This window comes from Methylobacterium sp. Leaf87, assembly GCF_001422775.1.
Lineage (GTDB): Bacteria > Pseudomonadota > Alphaproteobacteria > Rhizobiales > Beijerinckiaceae > Methylobacterium.
The window spans coordinates 74,758-88,623 of record NZ_LMMI01000034.1; the positions used below are offsets into that span (position 1 = coordinate 74,758).

Genomic DNA, 13,866 nt, shown 5'->3' on the forward strand with positions numbered 1-13,866 from the left:
CATCAATCCCGTCTTCACGAACGCGAAGCCCCTGGCTGCCCGGGACGCCCGCCAGCAATTCGAGGACGACGTCGTCGCCGGCCTCTCGGCGCCGCAGAAATTCCTGTCCGCGAAGTATTTCTACGACGCGGCCGGGTCGGACCTTTTCGAGGCCATCACCCGCCAGCCGGAGTATTATCCGACCCGCACGGAACTCGGCATCCTCGATACCAGAGGTGCCGAGATCGCCGCATGCCTCCCGGCTCGGGCCAATCTGGTCGAGCTCGGCAGCGGCTCAACCGTGAAGGTGCGTCGCCTCCTGGTGCACCGGCCGGACCTCGCCGCCTACGTGCCGGTGGATGTCTCCGAGACGTTCCTGCACAGCGAGGCCGAGACCCTGGCCGCCGACTTCCCGAACCTCGCCATCGCGCCCGTGGCGGCGGATTTCACCCGCGCCTTCACCCTGCCGGACGGGCTGTCGCACGATGCCGTCGCGGGGTTCTTTCCCGGCTCCACCATCGGCAATTTCGAGCCGCCCCAGGCGACGTACCTGCTGGCGCATTTCGGCCGGGTGCTCGGGCCTGGCGCCACCCTCATCGTCGGCGTCGACCTCGTGAAGGACAGGACCGTGCTGGAGGCGGCTTACGACGACGCGGCTGGGGTGACGGCGGCGTTCAACTGCAACCTGCTCATTCGCATCGCGGGCGAACTCGGGGCGATCCTCGACGTCGAGGGGTTCGGCCACCGGGCCTTCTTCAACGCGGACGCGTCGCGCATCGAGATGCATCTTGTGAGCCGGCGGGCGCAGACGATTCACCTCGCGGGCCACACCTTCGCCTTCGCCGAGGGCGAGACGATCCATACGGAAAACAGCTACAAGTACACGCTCGACAGCTTCCGGACCCTGGCTGTCGCGGCGGGCTGGATGCCACAGGCCGCATGGACCGATGCCGAGGGCCTGTTCTCGATCCACGCCCTGACGCGGGTGTGAGAAGTCGCGCCTGAAACGTCGTCCCGGACATCGTATCCGCGACGAGACCTCAGCTGCGCTTCTCCATCATCGCCTTGACCTGCATCAACTGGTCCCAAACCTGTCCCGGCGACGTGCCCAGCGCGTCGAAACCGGCATTGATTCCCCAATAGAGTCCCACCACCATGATCGGGACGAGGATCCAGCCGAGAATCTCTTCTCCCCTGTGGCGACGGCGGCGGCGCGCGCGTCGATCGTCGCGCCGTGTCGCAGCAGGCGCGGACTGATGTTGTACCGGCGTGAGGGGGCCCTCATGCAGATCGCTCATTCGGATGCCCCCTGATGATTGACTGGACCACACGGACCGTGCGCTGAACCGAAGCGCCGGCGCCTCAAGGCCCGCTTGCTAACCATCGCAAGCCCGCGTGTCGACCGCTTGAATCGAGGTGCCGTTCGCCTCCCTGAAACAGCAGCGGGACCGACCGGCACGACCCGACCGATCCCGCTCCATGTCTCGACGGCTCAGGCTTTGACCAACGGTACTTTCGGCACGGTGCGAACGTTTCCCGAGCCCCCGTTGCCGGACCCGTCGTCCTTCTTCCGCGGGGAGACCTTGGCCCGCGTACGCTTGTGCTTCTTGACCGCGTTGGTCACGTCTTTTTCGGGCTTCGGGGTCACCGGACCGGCCGGGAACTCGAAGCCGAGGGCCTGCTTCTTACCCTCCTCGGGCGTCTTCACCACCACCCGTACGGCACCGCCGTCCTTGAGGCGTCCGAACAGCACCTCGTCGGCGAGCGGCGTCTTGATGGTGGACTGGATCAGGCGCGCCATGGGGCGGGCACCCATGGCATCGTCGTAGCCGTGCTCCACCAGCCACTCGCGCGCCTCGTCGGACAGTTCGATGGTGACGTTGCGGTCGGCGAGCTGCGCCTCGAGCTGGAGGACGAACTTGTCCACCACCTTGGCGACGACCTCCTTCGGCAGGTGGCCGAACGAGATGATCGCGTCGAGACGGTTGCGGAATTCCGGCGCGAACAGCTTGTTGATCGCCTCCACATCGTCGCCCGTGCGCTTGGTCTGGGTGAATCCGTAGGCCGACTTCGCCAGATCGGAAGCGCCCGCATTCGTGGTCATGATGATGATCACGTTGCGGAAATCGACCTGCTTGCCGTTGTGATCGGTGAGCTTGCCGTGGTCCATCACCTGCAACAGGATATTGAACAGGTCTGGATGGGCCTTCTCGATCTCGTCGAGCAGCAGCACGCAATGCGGATGCTGGTCGATGCCGTCGGTCAGCAGGCCGCCCTGGTCGAAGCCGACATAACCGGGGGGCGCGCCGATGAGGCGGCTCACCGTATGACGCTCCATGTATTCCGACATATCGAAACGCAGCATCTCGACGCCCAGGGAGGCCGCGAGCTGCTTGGCCGCCTCGGTCTTGCCCACACCCGTGGGGCCGGCGAAGAGGTACGAGCCGATGGGCTTGTCGGGATCGCGCAGGCCGGCGCGGGCCAGCTTGATCGCCGAGGTTAAGGCCTCGATGGCGCTGGGCTGGCCGTAGACGACGCGCTTGAGGCTGTCGGTGAGGTTCTTCAGCACCACCGCGTCGTCCTTCGACACGGTCTTGGGCGGGATGCGCGCCATGGTGGCGATGGTGGCTTCGATCTCCTTGACACCGATGGTCCGCTTGCGGCGCGCCTCCGGCACCAGCATCTGCGAGGCGCCGGTCTCGTCGATGACGTCGATCGCTTTGTCGGGCAACTTACGATCGTTGATGTAGCGCGCCGAGAGTTCCACGGCCGCCTTCACCGCCTCGGTGGTGTACTTGAGCTTATGGAATTCCTCGAAGTACGGCTTCAGCCCCTTCACGATCTCGATGGCGTCCGGGATCGACGGCTCGTTGACGTCGATCTTCTGGAACCGGCGCACGAGGGCGCGGTCCTTCTCGAAGTACTGGCGGTACTCCTTGTAGGTGGTCGAGCCGATGCAGCGGAGCGAGCCGTTGGCCAGTGCTGGCTTCAGGAGGTTCGACGCATCCATGGCCCCGCCCGAAGTTGCGCCGGCGCCGATCACCGTGTGGATCTCGTCGATGAACAGCACCGCGTTGGGGTGCGCCTCGATCTCCTTCATCACCTGCTTGAGGCGCTCCTCGAAGTCGCCGCGATAGCGGGTGCCGGCGAGCAGCGTGCCCATGTCGAGGGAGAACACCGTGGCGTCGATGAGGACTTCCGGCACCTCCTTGTGGATGATCTTGCGCGCCAGCCCCTCGGCGATGGCGGTCTTGCCGACGCCGGGATCGCCCACCAGCAGGGGGTTGTTCTTCTGACGCCGGCACAGAATCTGGATCGTGCGTTGCACCTCGGTCTCACGGCCGATGAGCGGATCGATCCGGCCGTCGCGGGCCTTCTTGTTGAGGTTGATGCAGTACGCCTCGAGGGCATCGCCCTTCTTCTTCGGACGGGCGTCGTTGTCGTCTCCGCTCGGGCGTTCGGCTGCGGATTCCTCTTCGGCACCCCGTACGGGCTTCGGCTCGGACGACCCGGGCCTCTTGGCGATCCCATGGCTGATGTAGTTGACCGCGTCGTAGCGGGTCATGTCCTGCTCCTGCAGGAAATAGGCGGCATGGCTCTCGCGCTCGGCGAAGATCGCCACGAGCACGTTGGCCCCCGTCACTTCCTCGCGGCCCGAGGACTGCACGTGGATCACCGCGCGTTGGATCACGCGCTGGAAGCCCGCCGTGGGCTTGGCGTCCTGGCGTCCATCGCCGATGAGGTTGGCAAGTTCAGTGTCGACGTACTCGACGAGGCTACGCTTGAGCGTGTCGACCTCGACGTTGCAGGCCCGCATGACTGCCGCGGCGTCCTGATCGTCCACAAGGGCGAGGAGGAGGTGCTCCAGCGTCGCGTATTCGTGCCGCCGCTCACCGGCGAGCGCCAGGGCGCGGTGGAGAGCTTGTTCAAGGCTGCGAGAGAAGCTGGGCAAAGCGTGGCCTCTGTGTGGGGGTGCCTATTTCTTTTCCATAACGCACTGGAGAGGATGTTGGTGTTTGCGGGCGAAGTCCATCACCTGCGTCACCTTGGTCTCGGCGACCTCATAGGTAAATATGCCGCATTCGCCGACACCGTTCTGGTGTACGTGCATCATGATCTGGTAGGCGTCTTCCTGAGACTTGTTGAAGAACTTTTCGACGACATGCACGACGAACTCCATCGGCGTGTAATCGTCGTTGAGCAGCAGGACGCGATACAGACTCGGGCGCTTCGTCTTCGGCTTGGTTCGGGTGATGATCGCCGTGCCAGACCGGCCGTCATCGCCGTTCCCCGGATCGTCGGGATTCGAGGCCGCCCTTGGCTCGGGTCGGAGCGGCGCATCGCGTGCGTTGCGATAATCCTCGCGCCGTTGCGTCATGGCTATGCCCTGCTTCAGGACGTCGGACATCTGAATCGCATCGACCCCATGAGGCGGCACGGCACCGTCGAGACACCCCGTCTCGCGAGCCGTGCGGGTGGTGAACACAATCTATAGGGCGATGGGCGACTTCGCCAGTCGGCTGCGCGCACTTGTCCGCCGGCCGACCCCGGCTCGGGGTCGAGGCAAGCGAAAAAAAGCCCCACGCGTCTGTGACGCGCGGGGCCGATGAAACGATGGGTCCGGGAGGACGATCAGATGGTGGCGGGCAGCTTTGCACTGGTGCCCTGGGACTTCATCGTACCGGCGAGGCCGGAATAAAGGTCGCGCATGACTTGGGTCTGGGTCATCAGGCGCTCGTACGAGCCCTTGAGGTAGGCGGCCTGGATTTCGAAGACGGCCTGCGGGGTGCGCGCGGCGGCAAGCTTCTTCATGGTGGCACTGCCCTCTGCAAGGGACTGGCGGGCATAATCCGCCCACTCGATGCTGGCGCTTTGGTTCGCCTTGGCCACGGCCGTGAAGCCTTTGATCGCGGTGCCCAAGCCAGCCTTGTCGTCGGCGCCAGCCTTGAAGAGGGCGGAGGTCTTTTCGAACGCTTGCGTCATCATGTTCATCGTCTGGCACTGCCCTGGCGGGCATCCCCTTGGCATCGACATCGGTCTGCCGCGGACAGCGGCCCGCCAGACGCGGACCGCCGGCTCCGCTTATTTGTGCGATGCAATATAGAACGTCAAGGGTTATGATGCATCGCAATATAACCGGCAAAATCCAGCGCACCTCATTAACCCGGCCGTAACTGCATCCACCTAGCCTGATTGACAGATGTTGCGGGGTAACGGCGGCGCAGATGCCTCCCCGCCCCGATGTTGCGGTGCAAGCCGGCCCCGTGCCGTGCCTGTCGAGGCAGTGAGTCGTGATGCGTAGCGTTCCCAACCACGCGATGGCCGACCCCGCGCGAGCCCCGCGTCCGGGCCTGAAGCGATCCCTGCCCGCGTTGCTCGCGGCGGCGGCGGTCCTGGCCACGATGGCCTCCCCCGCAGAAGCCAAGCGGCGCGCCCATCATCGTGGCGGCGGCGGCTATAGCCCGCCTTACGCGGCGATGGTCGTCGACGTGAAGACGGGCAAGACCCTGCACGCGGTCAACGAAGATTCCCTGCGTCACCCGGCGTCCATCACCAAGGTGATGACCCTCTATATGCTCTTCGAGCAACTCGAGCGCGGTCGCTACACCCTCGAGTCGCCCCTCACCATCTCATCCTTCGCCGCGTCGCAATCACCGTCGAAGCTCGGCCTGCGTCCCGGTTCGACCATCTCCGTCGAAGACGCGATCAAGGCCATCGTGACGAAATCGGCCAACGATGTGGCCTGCGCCATCGGTGAAAACATCGCCGGGTCCGAGCCGCGCTTCGCCGAGATGATGACCGCGAAGGCGAAGGCTCTCGGCATGGGCCGGACCAATTACGCCAACGCGTCGGGCCTGCCGGATTCCGATCAGATCACCACGGCCCGCGACCTTACGGTGCTCGCCCGTGCCATCCAGGATCGCTTCCCCCGCTACTACCGCTATTTCCAGACCCGCTCCTTCGCGTTCCGTGGTCGCGTGATCGGCAACCACAATCGTCTCCTCGGCAATGTCCAGGGCGTCGACGGGATCAAGACCGGGTACACGCGCGATTCCGGCTTCAACCTCATGACGGCTGCCCGGCTCGACGACCGCCAGATCGTCGCCATCGTCCTCGGCGGCAAGTCCGGGGCGAGCCGCGACAAGATCATGGCTGATCTCGTGCGAGCCAACCTTCCCCGCGCTTATGCGGGCAACCGCCAGACCCCGGCCACGATCGAGGTCGCCGAGCGCGCGCGCCCTGCCGTGGTGGCCGACGGCGCTTCGCGCACGCGCACGCAGATGGCATCGGCGGACGACGAGGATGTCGAGACGACCGCCTCGACGGCGCAACCCCTCGACATTTCCCCGAGCCGGGCAACCACCACTCCGGGTAGCGCTGGCGTCAAGGGACGCCTGCCGGCCAACGCCCAGGCCTACGCCCCGACGGCACCGGGTTCTCCGTTTCCGATGGGCGTGAAGAGCCCGGCGCGGCTCGCCTCCGTCGACGGTCCGCGCACGGAATCCGCGCCTAAGACCGTCTCGGGCGCCAAAGTGACCCCCACCGCCTGGGTGATCCAGCTCGGTGCCATGGACGACGAGGACAAGGCGAAATCCATGCTCGCCGAGGCGCGCAGCCGTGCCGGCGGCTCCCTGTCCCGAGCTGCGCCCTACACGGTGAAGGTCGAGCACGGCGGCGCCACCCTTTACCGCGCGCGCTTCTCGGGGTTCTCCGAGCAGGATGCGGCCCAGGATGCCTGCAACACCCTGAAGCGCAGCGGTTTCAGCTGCTTCGCCACCCGAAGCTGATCCATCCGCGGATTCGCCGATCCCGTCCGGATCGGCGCTCGACCCGAGCCGTCCCTCGCGGCGGCGCGGGGCCGGCTCGTCATGCCGGCAGACACGTCCCTACGATCCCTCTGGCACGCGCGTGGAGTATCAGCGATGTCGGTTCGTCAGCCTGTCTCGGGCCGCGTTGACGCGCGCCGCCTGCTCGGCCGTCCCCCCCTGGTCGGGATGGAGCCGCTTCATGAGCGTTCGGTGAGCCGTGCGGACGTCCTCCAGGGACGCCCCGCGCTCAAGCCCCAGGACCTCATAGGCCTGCTCCTGCGTCATCGCCCCTGGGTCCGCCGGACGGCGCGACCGCGGGTCGGCGTCAGCCTCAGCGTGTTCACGCCGGCCGGCGTGCCGGCGGTCGAGATCCGCCTGTAGGGGAGGCTTGCCGCGGACCCGCCGCGACAGCGCGCTCCACCGGTGGCGCAGGCCGGCGTCACCCTCGAGGAGCCAGAGACCCGCGACGACGAGGATCACCCCGAGCTCAGGCCGGCCCCGGACCAGGACCAGTCCGGCCGCAGCCAGGGCCGCGTACCCCCCGACCCGCCGCAGGAGCCGCGTCGTGGCGGCGGGCGAACGGCGCAGGGCGTTTCGGCCGAGCCTCCACATCAGCAAGAGGCCGAAGCCCGCGAGCAGCAGGGTCATCGGGCGCTTCCGTACTCGGCGCCAACGCGGCCCCCGACACGCAGACGCACGCCCCCGACATCGCGAAACCCATCCCCATCGGGCGGCCTGGCCGTCGGCAGGGTCGAACAGCCCGGCCGGTCCGGCAGGCGCACGCCCTCCGGCGCATCCTGCGGACAGGGCAGCCGCGCCGCGCGCGGTCGTGCCCCCTCCCCCGCCTGTGCGCTGGAGTTCAACAGAATCAGTGTGAGGATCGCCAGAAGGCGAGGGTCAGGACGCATCGGCCGCTCTCGTGATCTTCGACCTTAGACCATTCGCGCGTCCAAAGGACATGAAGGGCGGCGTCACCTGTCAGCGTCGCGCTTCGGCGACATCCGTCGTGGTGACACGGACGCGCCGAGGACGGCCGTCGCGCTCGACCGTGAGATCCATGGTGGCGTCGATGCCTGCGGCCGCCATGGCGGCGGTGAGGTCGGCCAGGCGATGGATCGGCCGATCCCCGGCCGCCACGATAACGTCGCCGATGGCGCCCGTCTGTGGATCGACGCCGCGCAGGCCGGCTTGCGCCGCCGGCGACCCCCGGATCACCCGTACCACCACGACCCCGTCGATTCCCAGGCGGGCGGTGACCGATTCCTGTCCGGCGATGATGCCGATACCTGGATTGCGCGTGCGCCCGTTCCGGATGAGTTCGGGCACGACGCGGTTGACCACGTCCACCGGGATGGCGAAGCCGATGCCGGCGCTGGCCCCGGACGGCGAGAAGATCGCCGTGTTGACGCCGATGAGGCGCCCGGCCGAATCGAGAAGGGGCCCGCCGGAATTGCCCGGATTGATCGCCGCATCCGTCTGGATCACGCCCGAAAGTTCACGGCCCTCGGCCGTCGGCAAGCGGCGCTGGAGTGCACTGACGACGCCGGTGGTCAGGGTGTGGTCGAGGCCGAACGGATTGCCGATGGCATAGGTGGCTTGGCCGACCTTGAGGTCGGCGGAGGTGCCGATGGCGAGCGGCGGTGGGGGCGTGGTGCGGCCGAGTCGGAGTACGGCGAGGTCGTAGCTCGGCGCGGCCCCGACGATGCGAGCCGGCACCACCACCCCGGAGGAGAGCCGCACCGAGACGGAGCCGCCCCCCTGCGCCGCAGCGGCCACGACGTGGTTGTTGGTGACGATGTGCCCGCCCGCATCCCATACGAAGCCCGTGCCCGTTTGCGATCCGCTGCCCTCCCGCTCTCCGCCATCCTCGGACTCCGCGCCGAGGAGCGCACGCCCCTGTGCCGCGGCCTGTGCGAAGACATGGACCACGGACGGGCTCGCTTGGGCGAAAAGCGCAACGGTGGCGGTCTCCACCGATGCCAGATCCCCCCGAGCCGTGATGGCGCGTGGGGTTCGTGACGCGAACAGGAAAGCCGTCACGTAGGGCTGCGCCACGAGGAGCGCGAGCAGGACGAGCGCCGCGCCCGCCGCCATTCGCACAAACCGGTCCGCCATCACCATCCTCTTCCAAAAAATGGGAGAACCCATTTGCTGCAATGCGGCATTAACCGCTCGGTGACGCCTCTAGGGTCAACTGATGCTCAAGCGCAGGGACGATCCGGGTGCGTTCGCACACCGTTCAATTCCAAGGCGACAGCTACAGCCTACCTATAGGGCAGACCCAGAGAAGACCCGTATCCCGACAAAGCGGTATCTCCAAAGCAGCAGCGGACGCAGCGAGGCTCATACCGTCGGTCTGAGCCTGCGTCGAAACGGACGCAACCTTCAGGATTGCGCCCGAAAAGATCGCAAAGCCGCCCCAGAGATGCTGCCATTGCCGATCACTTTCCGCAGCGGCCGTTCAGGTTGCCCCCCTTACAAAGGGTGAGACCGAACAGCCGGCATCGCGGGGAGCGACCCTCTCGATCAAGGAACAGGACCCATGGAAACCGAAGCCCTCGAACGTCCCGCCGATCTGACCATCTGGCGGACTGCGCCGATCCCGGCTCCTCTCGCTCAGCCCGAGCGCTACGACACCCTGCGCGAGGCCATCAAGGCCGCCGCCGGCGCCCTCACCGATCCTGCCAAGCAGCCTTGGATCATCACCGAGGAAGGCGAAATCCTTTCCCCGAACTGGATTCGGACGTACCTCAACTGAGATGATCGGCGACGCTACCGGCCTTTGCATTGGCCGGCCTTCCCCGCGAGCCGACCGCCGGACTTCCCGCGGCCGGCTCACGAGGGTGACGAGCACATAAGACGCGATCATCAGACGGTCCCACGAGCCGAACTTCCCCCAAGGGTACCACTGCCCATCCGGCGTGCTGGTCGGGATAGCGCCAGACCCGTGCGATGTAGAAGCCGATGCTGGCATAGAAGAAGCCCGTGAAGGGCGGGACGCATGAGAAGCGTGGAACGCTGGCCTCCGGTTAGATCCAGGATCCGACCCCGATCCTGAAGAGTTTCACGACGGTTCCGATCCCTTGATACGGGGCGATGATTTTCGCCTCCTCCCTGGTTTCCCTCCGCACTGCGAGCATCGCGATCCAGATCTTGACCACCGCCAGGGTGAGGGCATCGTAGCGGTGCAGCGAAGCGTCCGCCGAATCGAACAGGACGCTCGCGATAAGCGGCATCCAGATCGAGCCCCCGGAAGAGGCAGGCCCGGGCCTGCTTCATGCCGAACCTCAAACTCGGACACGCCTGCGACGAGGGGACTTTGTGCCTGCGCCCTAGCTCCCAGCCCTGCCTCGGTAGCGGTAAAATGGGTGAGCACTGGCCACAGCCGAGCGGCGCCGTGATCCAAATCGAAACTTGAATCGTGATCTCAGCGACATTTGCCGGTCTGGGCGGCCGCCGTATCGGACACAGGGCGCTCATCGCGCGTGGCTGGTTCACACAGAAAAAAAGGCCGCTCCGAAGAGCGGCCCGAAGTCTAGGGAGGAAACGCCCAAGAAGGGCAACGGGAGCGCGACGCCATCGCGCTCCCGCAATGCACAAACTAGTGTGCGCCGCACAAAACGCAAGAGTTTTCGGAGGATTTGCTCAGCTTTTCGCTGAGGCCGTCCATCGCTCGCGAGCGGCGCGGGTGCCGGCTAAGCCTCAGCCAGCAGACGGGCGATCTCGGCCCGCAACGGACCGCCGAGGTCTTGGCGTTCCAAAGCGTAGGCGAGGTTGGCCGTGAGGAAACCGAGCTTCGAACCGGTGTCGTAGGTCCGACCCTCGTAGCGCATGCCGAAAAAGTCCTGCGACTGCGCCAGCTCGATCATCGCGTCGGTGAGTTGGATTTCGCCGCCAGCGCCCTTCCTGCCGTGGGACAGCACTTCGAAGATTTCCGGCTGAAGGATGTAGCGACCCGAGATGATGAAATTCGACGGGGCGGTGCCCTGCTTGGGCTTCTCGACCATACCGGTGATCTCGAAGGTCTGACCGAAGGTGTCGCCGACGCTGACGATGCCGTACTGGTGGGTCTCCTCGGGGGCGACCTCCTCGACGGCGATCACGTTGCCGCCGTGGCGTTCGTAGGCCGACAGCATCTGTTGCATGCAGCCGCGGCTGAGCATATCCGGCAGGAGAACGGCGAAGGGCTCGTCGCCGACGATCTCGCGGGCGCACCATACGGCATGGCCCAGGCCGAGGGGTTCCTGCTGGCGGGTGAAGCTGGTTTGGCCAGCCGCGGGCAGATCGCGCTTCAGGTCGTCGTAGGCCGCCTGCTTTCCGCGCTCCAGGAGCATCCGGTCGAGTTCGAACGAGATGTCGAAATGGTCCTCGATCACCGCCTTGCCGCGCCCGGTGACGAAGATGAAATGCTCGATCCCGGCTTCGCGCGCCTCATCGACGACGTGTTGCACCACGGGGCGATCGACGACGGTGAGCATCTCCTTCGGCATCGCCTTGGTCGCGGGAAGGAATCGGGTCCCGAGGCCAGCGACGGGAAGAACGGCCTTGCGAATCGGTTTCATCGAGCGGGACCCGGTATCGAATGGGGTGGGACGAGCCTCGGAGGCGTCGCACGACAGCATCCCGAGACCGGTCTTACAGCGTGACCGTGAGACGGCATAACCGATGCGAAGGTTTTACGATATATCGGGTGTCCACGGTCCTGAGCAGGTTCGCATCGGCCAGCCAACGCCTCACCCGCTTAAGAGTTGGTGAACCGGAGGTTTTCGATGCAGACCCGGTGACCACTCTTGCGCAATCTGCTTGGGGATGTCGGCATGGCTGTTCTGGTGACGGGTGGGGCGGGCTATATCGGTAGCCACATGGTTCTGGCCCTGCTCGACGCAGGTCATGAGAGTGTCGTGGTGCTCGACGATCTCTCGACGGGCTTCGACTGGGCCCTGCCGCCGGAAGTGACCCTCGTCACCGGTGATATCGCCGATCAGACACTGGTGGCCGGCATCATCCGCGAACATGGCATCGACGCCTTGGCGCATTTCGCCGCGCGCATCGTCGTTCCGGATTCCGTCGCCGATCCCCTGGGCTACTACCTCGCCAACACGGTCAAAACCCGCGCCCTCATCGAGACGGCCGTGCGTGAAGGCGTCCGCCACGTCATCTTCTCGTCCACGGCAGCCGTCTACGGCGAGCCCGATATCGTACCCGTGCCGGAAGATCTCACGACCGCTCCGATCAATCCCTATGGGCGTTCCAAGCTCATGAGCGAGTGGATGATCGCCGATGCCGCGAGGGCGCACGGCTTCACCTACGTGATTCTGCGCTACTTCAACGTCGCGGGTGCGGACCCGCGCGGACGCACCGGACAGTCGACCCCGAACGCGACCCATCTCATCAAGGTCGCGACGCAAGCCGCCCTCGGTCAGCGCAGCCACCTCGACGTCTACGGCACCGACTACCCGACGCCGGACGGATCGTGCCTGCGGGATTACATCCAGGTCTCGGACCTCGCCGAGGCGCACCGAGTCGCCCTCGACCACCTGCGCGGCGGCGGCGAGAGTCTGACCATGAATTGCGGCTACGGCCAGGGCTACTCCGTCCTCGACGTCATCGAGGTGGTCAAACGCGTGTCCGGCAAGGATTTCGAGGTTCGGCTGTGCCCGCGCCGTCCTGGCGACCCGGCGCGGATCATCGCCCAGGCGGACCGGATCCGGGGGTTAGGCTGGACGCCGCGCCATGCCAGTCTCGAAGGGATCGTCGGCCAGGCGCTCGCCTGGGAGGATGCCCTGACGAAGCGCAACCGCACGTGAGGGGCCTTCGCCTCGCCGTCGTGCTTCTGTTCGCGGCCTGCGGTACCGCGAGGTCCGAGCCCACGAAGCCCACTTCGAAGCTGCCCGCAGCGGAGAAGCCTCCGGCGCCAACGGATCTCCGTGCCTTCATCGAAGCACTGCGCCCCGACGCCCTCAGCCGCGGGGTCTCGCCCAGGACCTTTGCCGCGGCCTTCTCCGGTGTGACCACGGCGGACCCGGATGTCCTCGCACGCACCCGGCGCCAGGGCGAGTTCGCCCGTCCCGTCTGGGAGTATCTCGTCGGCGCGGTCTCTCCGGGCCGCATCGCACGTGGACAGGCACAGGCGGCGCGCCTCGCCCCCACCCTCGCGGCGATCGAGGCACGCTTCGGCGTACCGCGCTGGATCGTCCTGGCATTCTGGGGGGTCGAGTCCGATTTTGGCGCCAGCGCCGGCACGGTGCCGACGGTCCGGGCGCTCGCCACACTGGCTCAGGCGGGATTCCGCGGCACCCTATTCCGAGATGAACTCCTGGCGGCGCTCACGATCCTGGAACGCGGCGACATCGCGCCGTCCGGGATGAAAGGTTCCTGGGCCGGGGCGATGGGGCAAGTCCAGTTCCTGCCCTCGAGTTTCCTCGCCCATGCCGTCGATTTCGACGGCGACGGCCACCGAGACATCTGGGGCTCGCAGGCCGACGCCTTGGCCTCGATCGCGAACTACCTGAAGTCCCTCGGCTGGAATCCGGCCCTCTCCTGGGGTTATGCCGTCACACTGCCGCCGGGCTTCGACCTGACGGCCTACCGAGCCGACCTGTCGGACTTTGCCCGGCGGGGCGTGCGCCGAACAGATAACGCGCCCCTGCCGTCCTCGGGAAACGCCAGCCTTTTCCTGCCCGGAGGCCTCGGGGGGCCGGTCTTCCTGATCACCGACAATTTCGAGGTGGTGCGGGCCTACAACACCTCCGACTCCTACGCCCTCGCCGTCGGCCACCTCGCCGACCGTCTCGCCGGGGGACCTTCCCTCGTCGCGCCATGGCCGAGCGACGCGGCCCGCCTCGACAAAGCCGGCCTCCAGGCCCTGCAGACGGGCCTGTCCGCCCGAAAGCTCTATGCCGGCGAGCCCGACGGCCGGGCCGGGCCGAAACTGCGCGAGGCGGTACGCCGCTATCAGATCGAGCAAGGATTGCCGGCCGATGGTTACGCGACACCCGCGCTCCTCGAACACCTGAAGCACCGTCCCTGACGACGTTGCCCTTAGACCGAGGGCCCGTCCTCGGTTAGGATTAGGTCT

The 13,866-nt window shown here is 66.4% G+C and carries 14 protein-coding genes; 5 read left to right on the forward strand and 9 right to left on the reverse strand.

Annotated elements, in window-relative coordinates:
* Positions 1 to 31: 31 nt before the first annotated feature.
* The gene (egtD, locus tag ASF22_RS15210; RefSeq protein WP_056266149.1) at positions 32 to 970 is read left to right on the forward strand and encodes an L-histidine N(alpha)-methyltransferase; all 939 of its coding nucleotides are present in this window, start codon (positions 32 to 34) and stop codon (positions 968 to 970) included.
* A 49-nt stretch (positions 971 to 1,019) separates the two neighbouring features.
* Here egtD and ASF22_RS15215 read toward each other — a convergent pair whose 3' ends face one another.
* The 4 genes from ASF22_RS15215 to ASF22_RS15230 all read right to left on the reverse strand — a co-directional run bounded on the left by ASF22_RS15215 (position 1,020) and on the right by ASF22_RS15230 (position 4,971).
* Positions 1,020 to 1,277 carry a hypothetical protein gene (locus ASF22_RS15215; RefSeq protein ID WP_056265863.1) on the reverse strand — a complete coding sequence of 86 codons (258 nt, stop codon included), beginning with the start codon at positions 1,275 to 1,277 and terminating at the stop codon, positions 1,020 to 1,022.
* Between the two features lie 194 nt (positions 1,278 to 1,471).
* Positions 1,472 to 3,931 (reverse strand): ATP-dependent Clp protease ATP-binding subunit ClpA, encoded by a 2,460-nt coding sequence (clpA, locus tag ASF22_RS15220; protein WP_056265866.1) that lies wholly within the window; start codon positions 3,929 to 3,931, stop codon positions 1,472 to 1,474.
* Between the two features lie 24 nt (positions 3,932 to 3,955).
* Positions 3,956 to 4,357: an ATP-dependent Clp protease adapter ClpS gene (clpS, locus tag ASF22_RS15225; protein WP_056172158.1), complete on the reverse strand. Its 402-nt coding sequence runs from the start codon at positions 4,355 to 4,357 to the stop codon at positions 3,956 to 3,958.
* 254 nt (positions 4,358 to 4,611) lie between these two features.
* Positions 4,612 to 4,971, reverse strand: a complete 360-nt coding sequence (locus ASF22_RS15230; protein WP_244474305.1) for a phasin family protein — start codon at positions 4,969 to 4,971, stop codon at positions 4,612 to 4,614.
* Positions 4,972 to 5,297: 326 nt separating this feature from the next.
* Between ASF22_RS15230 and ASF22_RS15235 the strand changes: the two genes are divergently transcribed.
* Entirely contained in the window at positions 5,298 to 6,767 is a 1,470-nt protein-coding gene (locus tag ASF22_RS15235; RefSeq protein WP_056171641.1) for a D-alanyl-D-alanine carboxypeptidase, read from the forward strand.
* 129 nt (positions 6,768 to 6,896) lie between these two features.
* On the opposite strand, the gene ASF22_RS23245 is transcribed toward ASF22_RS15235, so the two are convergent.
* The 3 genes from ASF22_RS23245 to ASF22_RS15245 all read right to left on the reverse strand — a co-directional run bounded on the left by ASF22_RS23245 (position 6,897) and on the right by ASF22_RS15245 (position 8,903).
* Positions 6,897 to 7,436, reverse strand: coding sequence for a J domain-containing protein (locus tag ASF22_RS23245; RefSeq protein WP_082483746.1), 540 nt, complete (start codon positions 7,434 to 7,436; stop codon positions 6,897 to 6,899).
* On the reverse strand, positions 7,433 to 7,696 hold the full coding sequence (locus ASF22_RS23250; RefSeq protein WP_082478727.1) for a hypothetical protein: 264 nt from the start codon (positions 7,694 to 7,696) through the stop codon (positions 7,433 to 7,435). The genes ASF22_RS23245 and ASF22_RS23250 overlap by 4 nt, the downstream gene beginning before the upstream one ends.
* Positions 7,697 to 7,766: 70 nt before the next feature.
* Positions 7,767 to 8,903 carry a trypsin-like peptidase domain-containing protein gene (locus ASF22_RS15245; RefSeq protein WP_056266153.1) on the reverse strand — a complete coding sequence of 379 codons (1,137 nt, stop codon included), beginning with the start codon at positions 8,901 to 8,903 and terminating at the stop codon, positions 7,767 to 7,769.
* Positions 8,904 to 9,330: 427 nt separating this feature from the next.
* On the opposite strand from ASF22_RS15245, the gene ASF22_RS15250 reads away from it, so the two are divergent.
* Positions 9,331 to 9,546 (forward strand): hypothetical protein, encoded by a 216-nt coding sequence (locus tag ASF22_RS15250; protein ID WP_056171645.1) that lies wholly within the window; start codon positions 9,331 to 9,333, stop codon positions 9,544 to 9,546.
* Between the two features lie 271 nt (positions 9,547 to 9,817).
* Here ASF22_RS15250 and ASF22_RS24950 read toward each other — a convergent pair whose 3' ends face one another.
* Together ASF22_RS24950 and galU are read right to left on the reverse strand one after the other, a co-directional pair.
* Positions 9,818 to 10,024 carry a DUF817 family protein gene (locus ASF22_RS24950; protein ID WP_056265869.1) on the reverse strand — a complete coding sequence of 69 codons (207 nt, stop codon included), beginning with the start codon at positions 10,022 to 10,024 and terminating at the stop codon, positions 9,818 to 9,820.
* A 459-nt stretch (positions 10,025 to 10,483) separates the two neighbouring features.
* On the reverse strand, positions 10,484 to 11,350 hold the full coding sequence (gene galU, locus ASF22_RS15260) for a UTP--glucose-1-phosphate uridylyltransferase GalU (RefSeq protein ID WP_056171649.1): 867 nt from the start codon (positions 11,348 to 11,350) through the stop codon (positions 10,484 to 10,486).
* A 255-nt stretch (positions 11,351 to 11,605) separates the two neighbouring features.
* On the opposite strand from galU, the gene galE reads away from it, so the two are divergent.
* On the forward strand, positions 11,606 to 12,595 hold the full coding sequence (galE, locus tag ASF22_RS15265) for a UDP-glucose 4-epimerase GalE (protein WP_056171650.1): 990 nt from the start codon (positions 11,606 to 11,608) through the stop codon (positions 12,593 to 12,595).
* 80 nt (positions 12,596 to 12,675) lie between these two features.
* Positions 12,676 to 13,818, forward strand: coding sequence for a lytic murein transglycosylase (locus tag ASF22_RS15270; protein WP_056266156.1), 1,143 nt, complete (start codon positions 12,676 to 12,678; stop codon positions 13,816 to 13,818).
* Positions 13,819 to 13,866: the final 48 nt, after the last annotated feature.

Excerpts from the sequence above, each read along its gene's own strand:
- ASF22_RS15215 (WP_056265863.1), bottom strand. The coding sequence starts at position 1,277 with ATGAGCGATCTGCATGAGGGCCCCCTCACGCCGGTACAACATCAGTCC.
- clpS (WP_056172158.1), bottom strand. The coding sequence starts at position 4,357 with ATGACGCAACGGCGCGAGGATTATCGCAACGCACGCGATGCGCCGCTC.
- ASF22_RS15230 (WP_244474305.1), bottom strand. The coding sequence starts at position 4,971 with ATGAACATGATGACGCAAGCGTTCGAAAAGACCTCCGCCCTCTTCAAG.
- ASF22_RS15235 (WP_056171641.1), top strand. The coding sequence starts at position 5,298 with ATGGCCGACCCCGCGCGAGCCCCGCGTCCGGGCCTGAAGCGATCCCTG.
- ASF22_RS23245 (WP_082483746.1), bottom strand. The coding sequence starts at position 7,436 with ATGACCCTGCTGCTCGCGGGCTTCGGCCTCTTGCTGATGTGGAGGCTC.
- ASF22_RS23250 (WP_082478727.1), bottom strand. The coding sequence starts at position 7,696 with ATGCGTCCTGACCCTCGCCTTCTGGCGATCCTCACACTGATTCTGTTG.
- ASF22_RS15245 (WP_056266153.1), bottom strand. The coding sequence starts at position 8,903 with ATGGCGGACCGGTTTGTGCGAATGGCGGCGGGCGCGGCGCTCGTCCTG.
- ASF22_RS15250 (WP_056171645.1), top strand. The coding sequence starts at position 9,331 with ATGGAAACCGAAGCCCTCGAACGTCCCGCCGATCTGACCATCTGGCGG.
- ASF22_RS24950 (WP_056265869.1), bottom strand. The coding sequence starts at position 10,024 with ATGCCGCTTATCGCGAGCGTCCTGTTCGATTCGGCGGACGCTTCGCTG.
- galU (WP_056171649.1), bottom strand. The coding sequence starts at position 11,350 with ATGAAACCGATTCGCAAGGCCGTTCTTCCCGTCGCTGGCCTCGGGACC.
- galE (WP_056171650.1), top strand. The coding sequence starts at position 11,606 with ATGGCTGTTCTGGTGACGGGTGGGGCGGGCTATATCGGTAGCCACATG.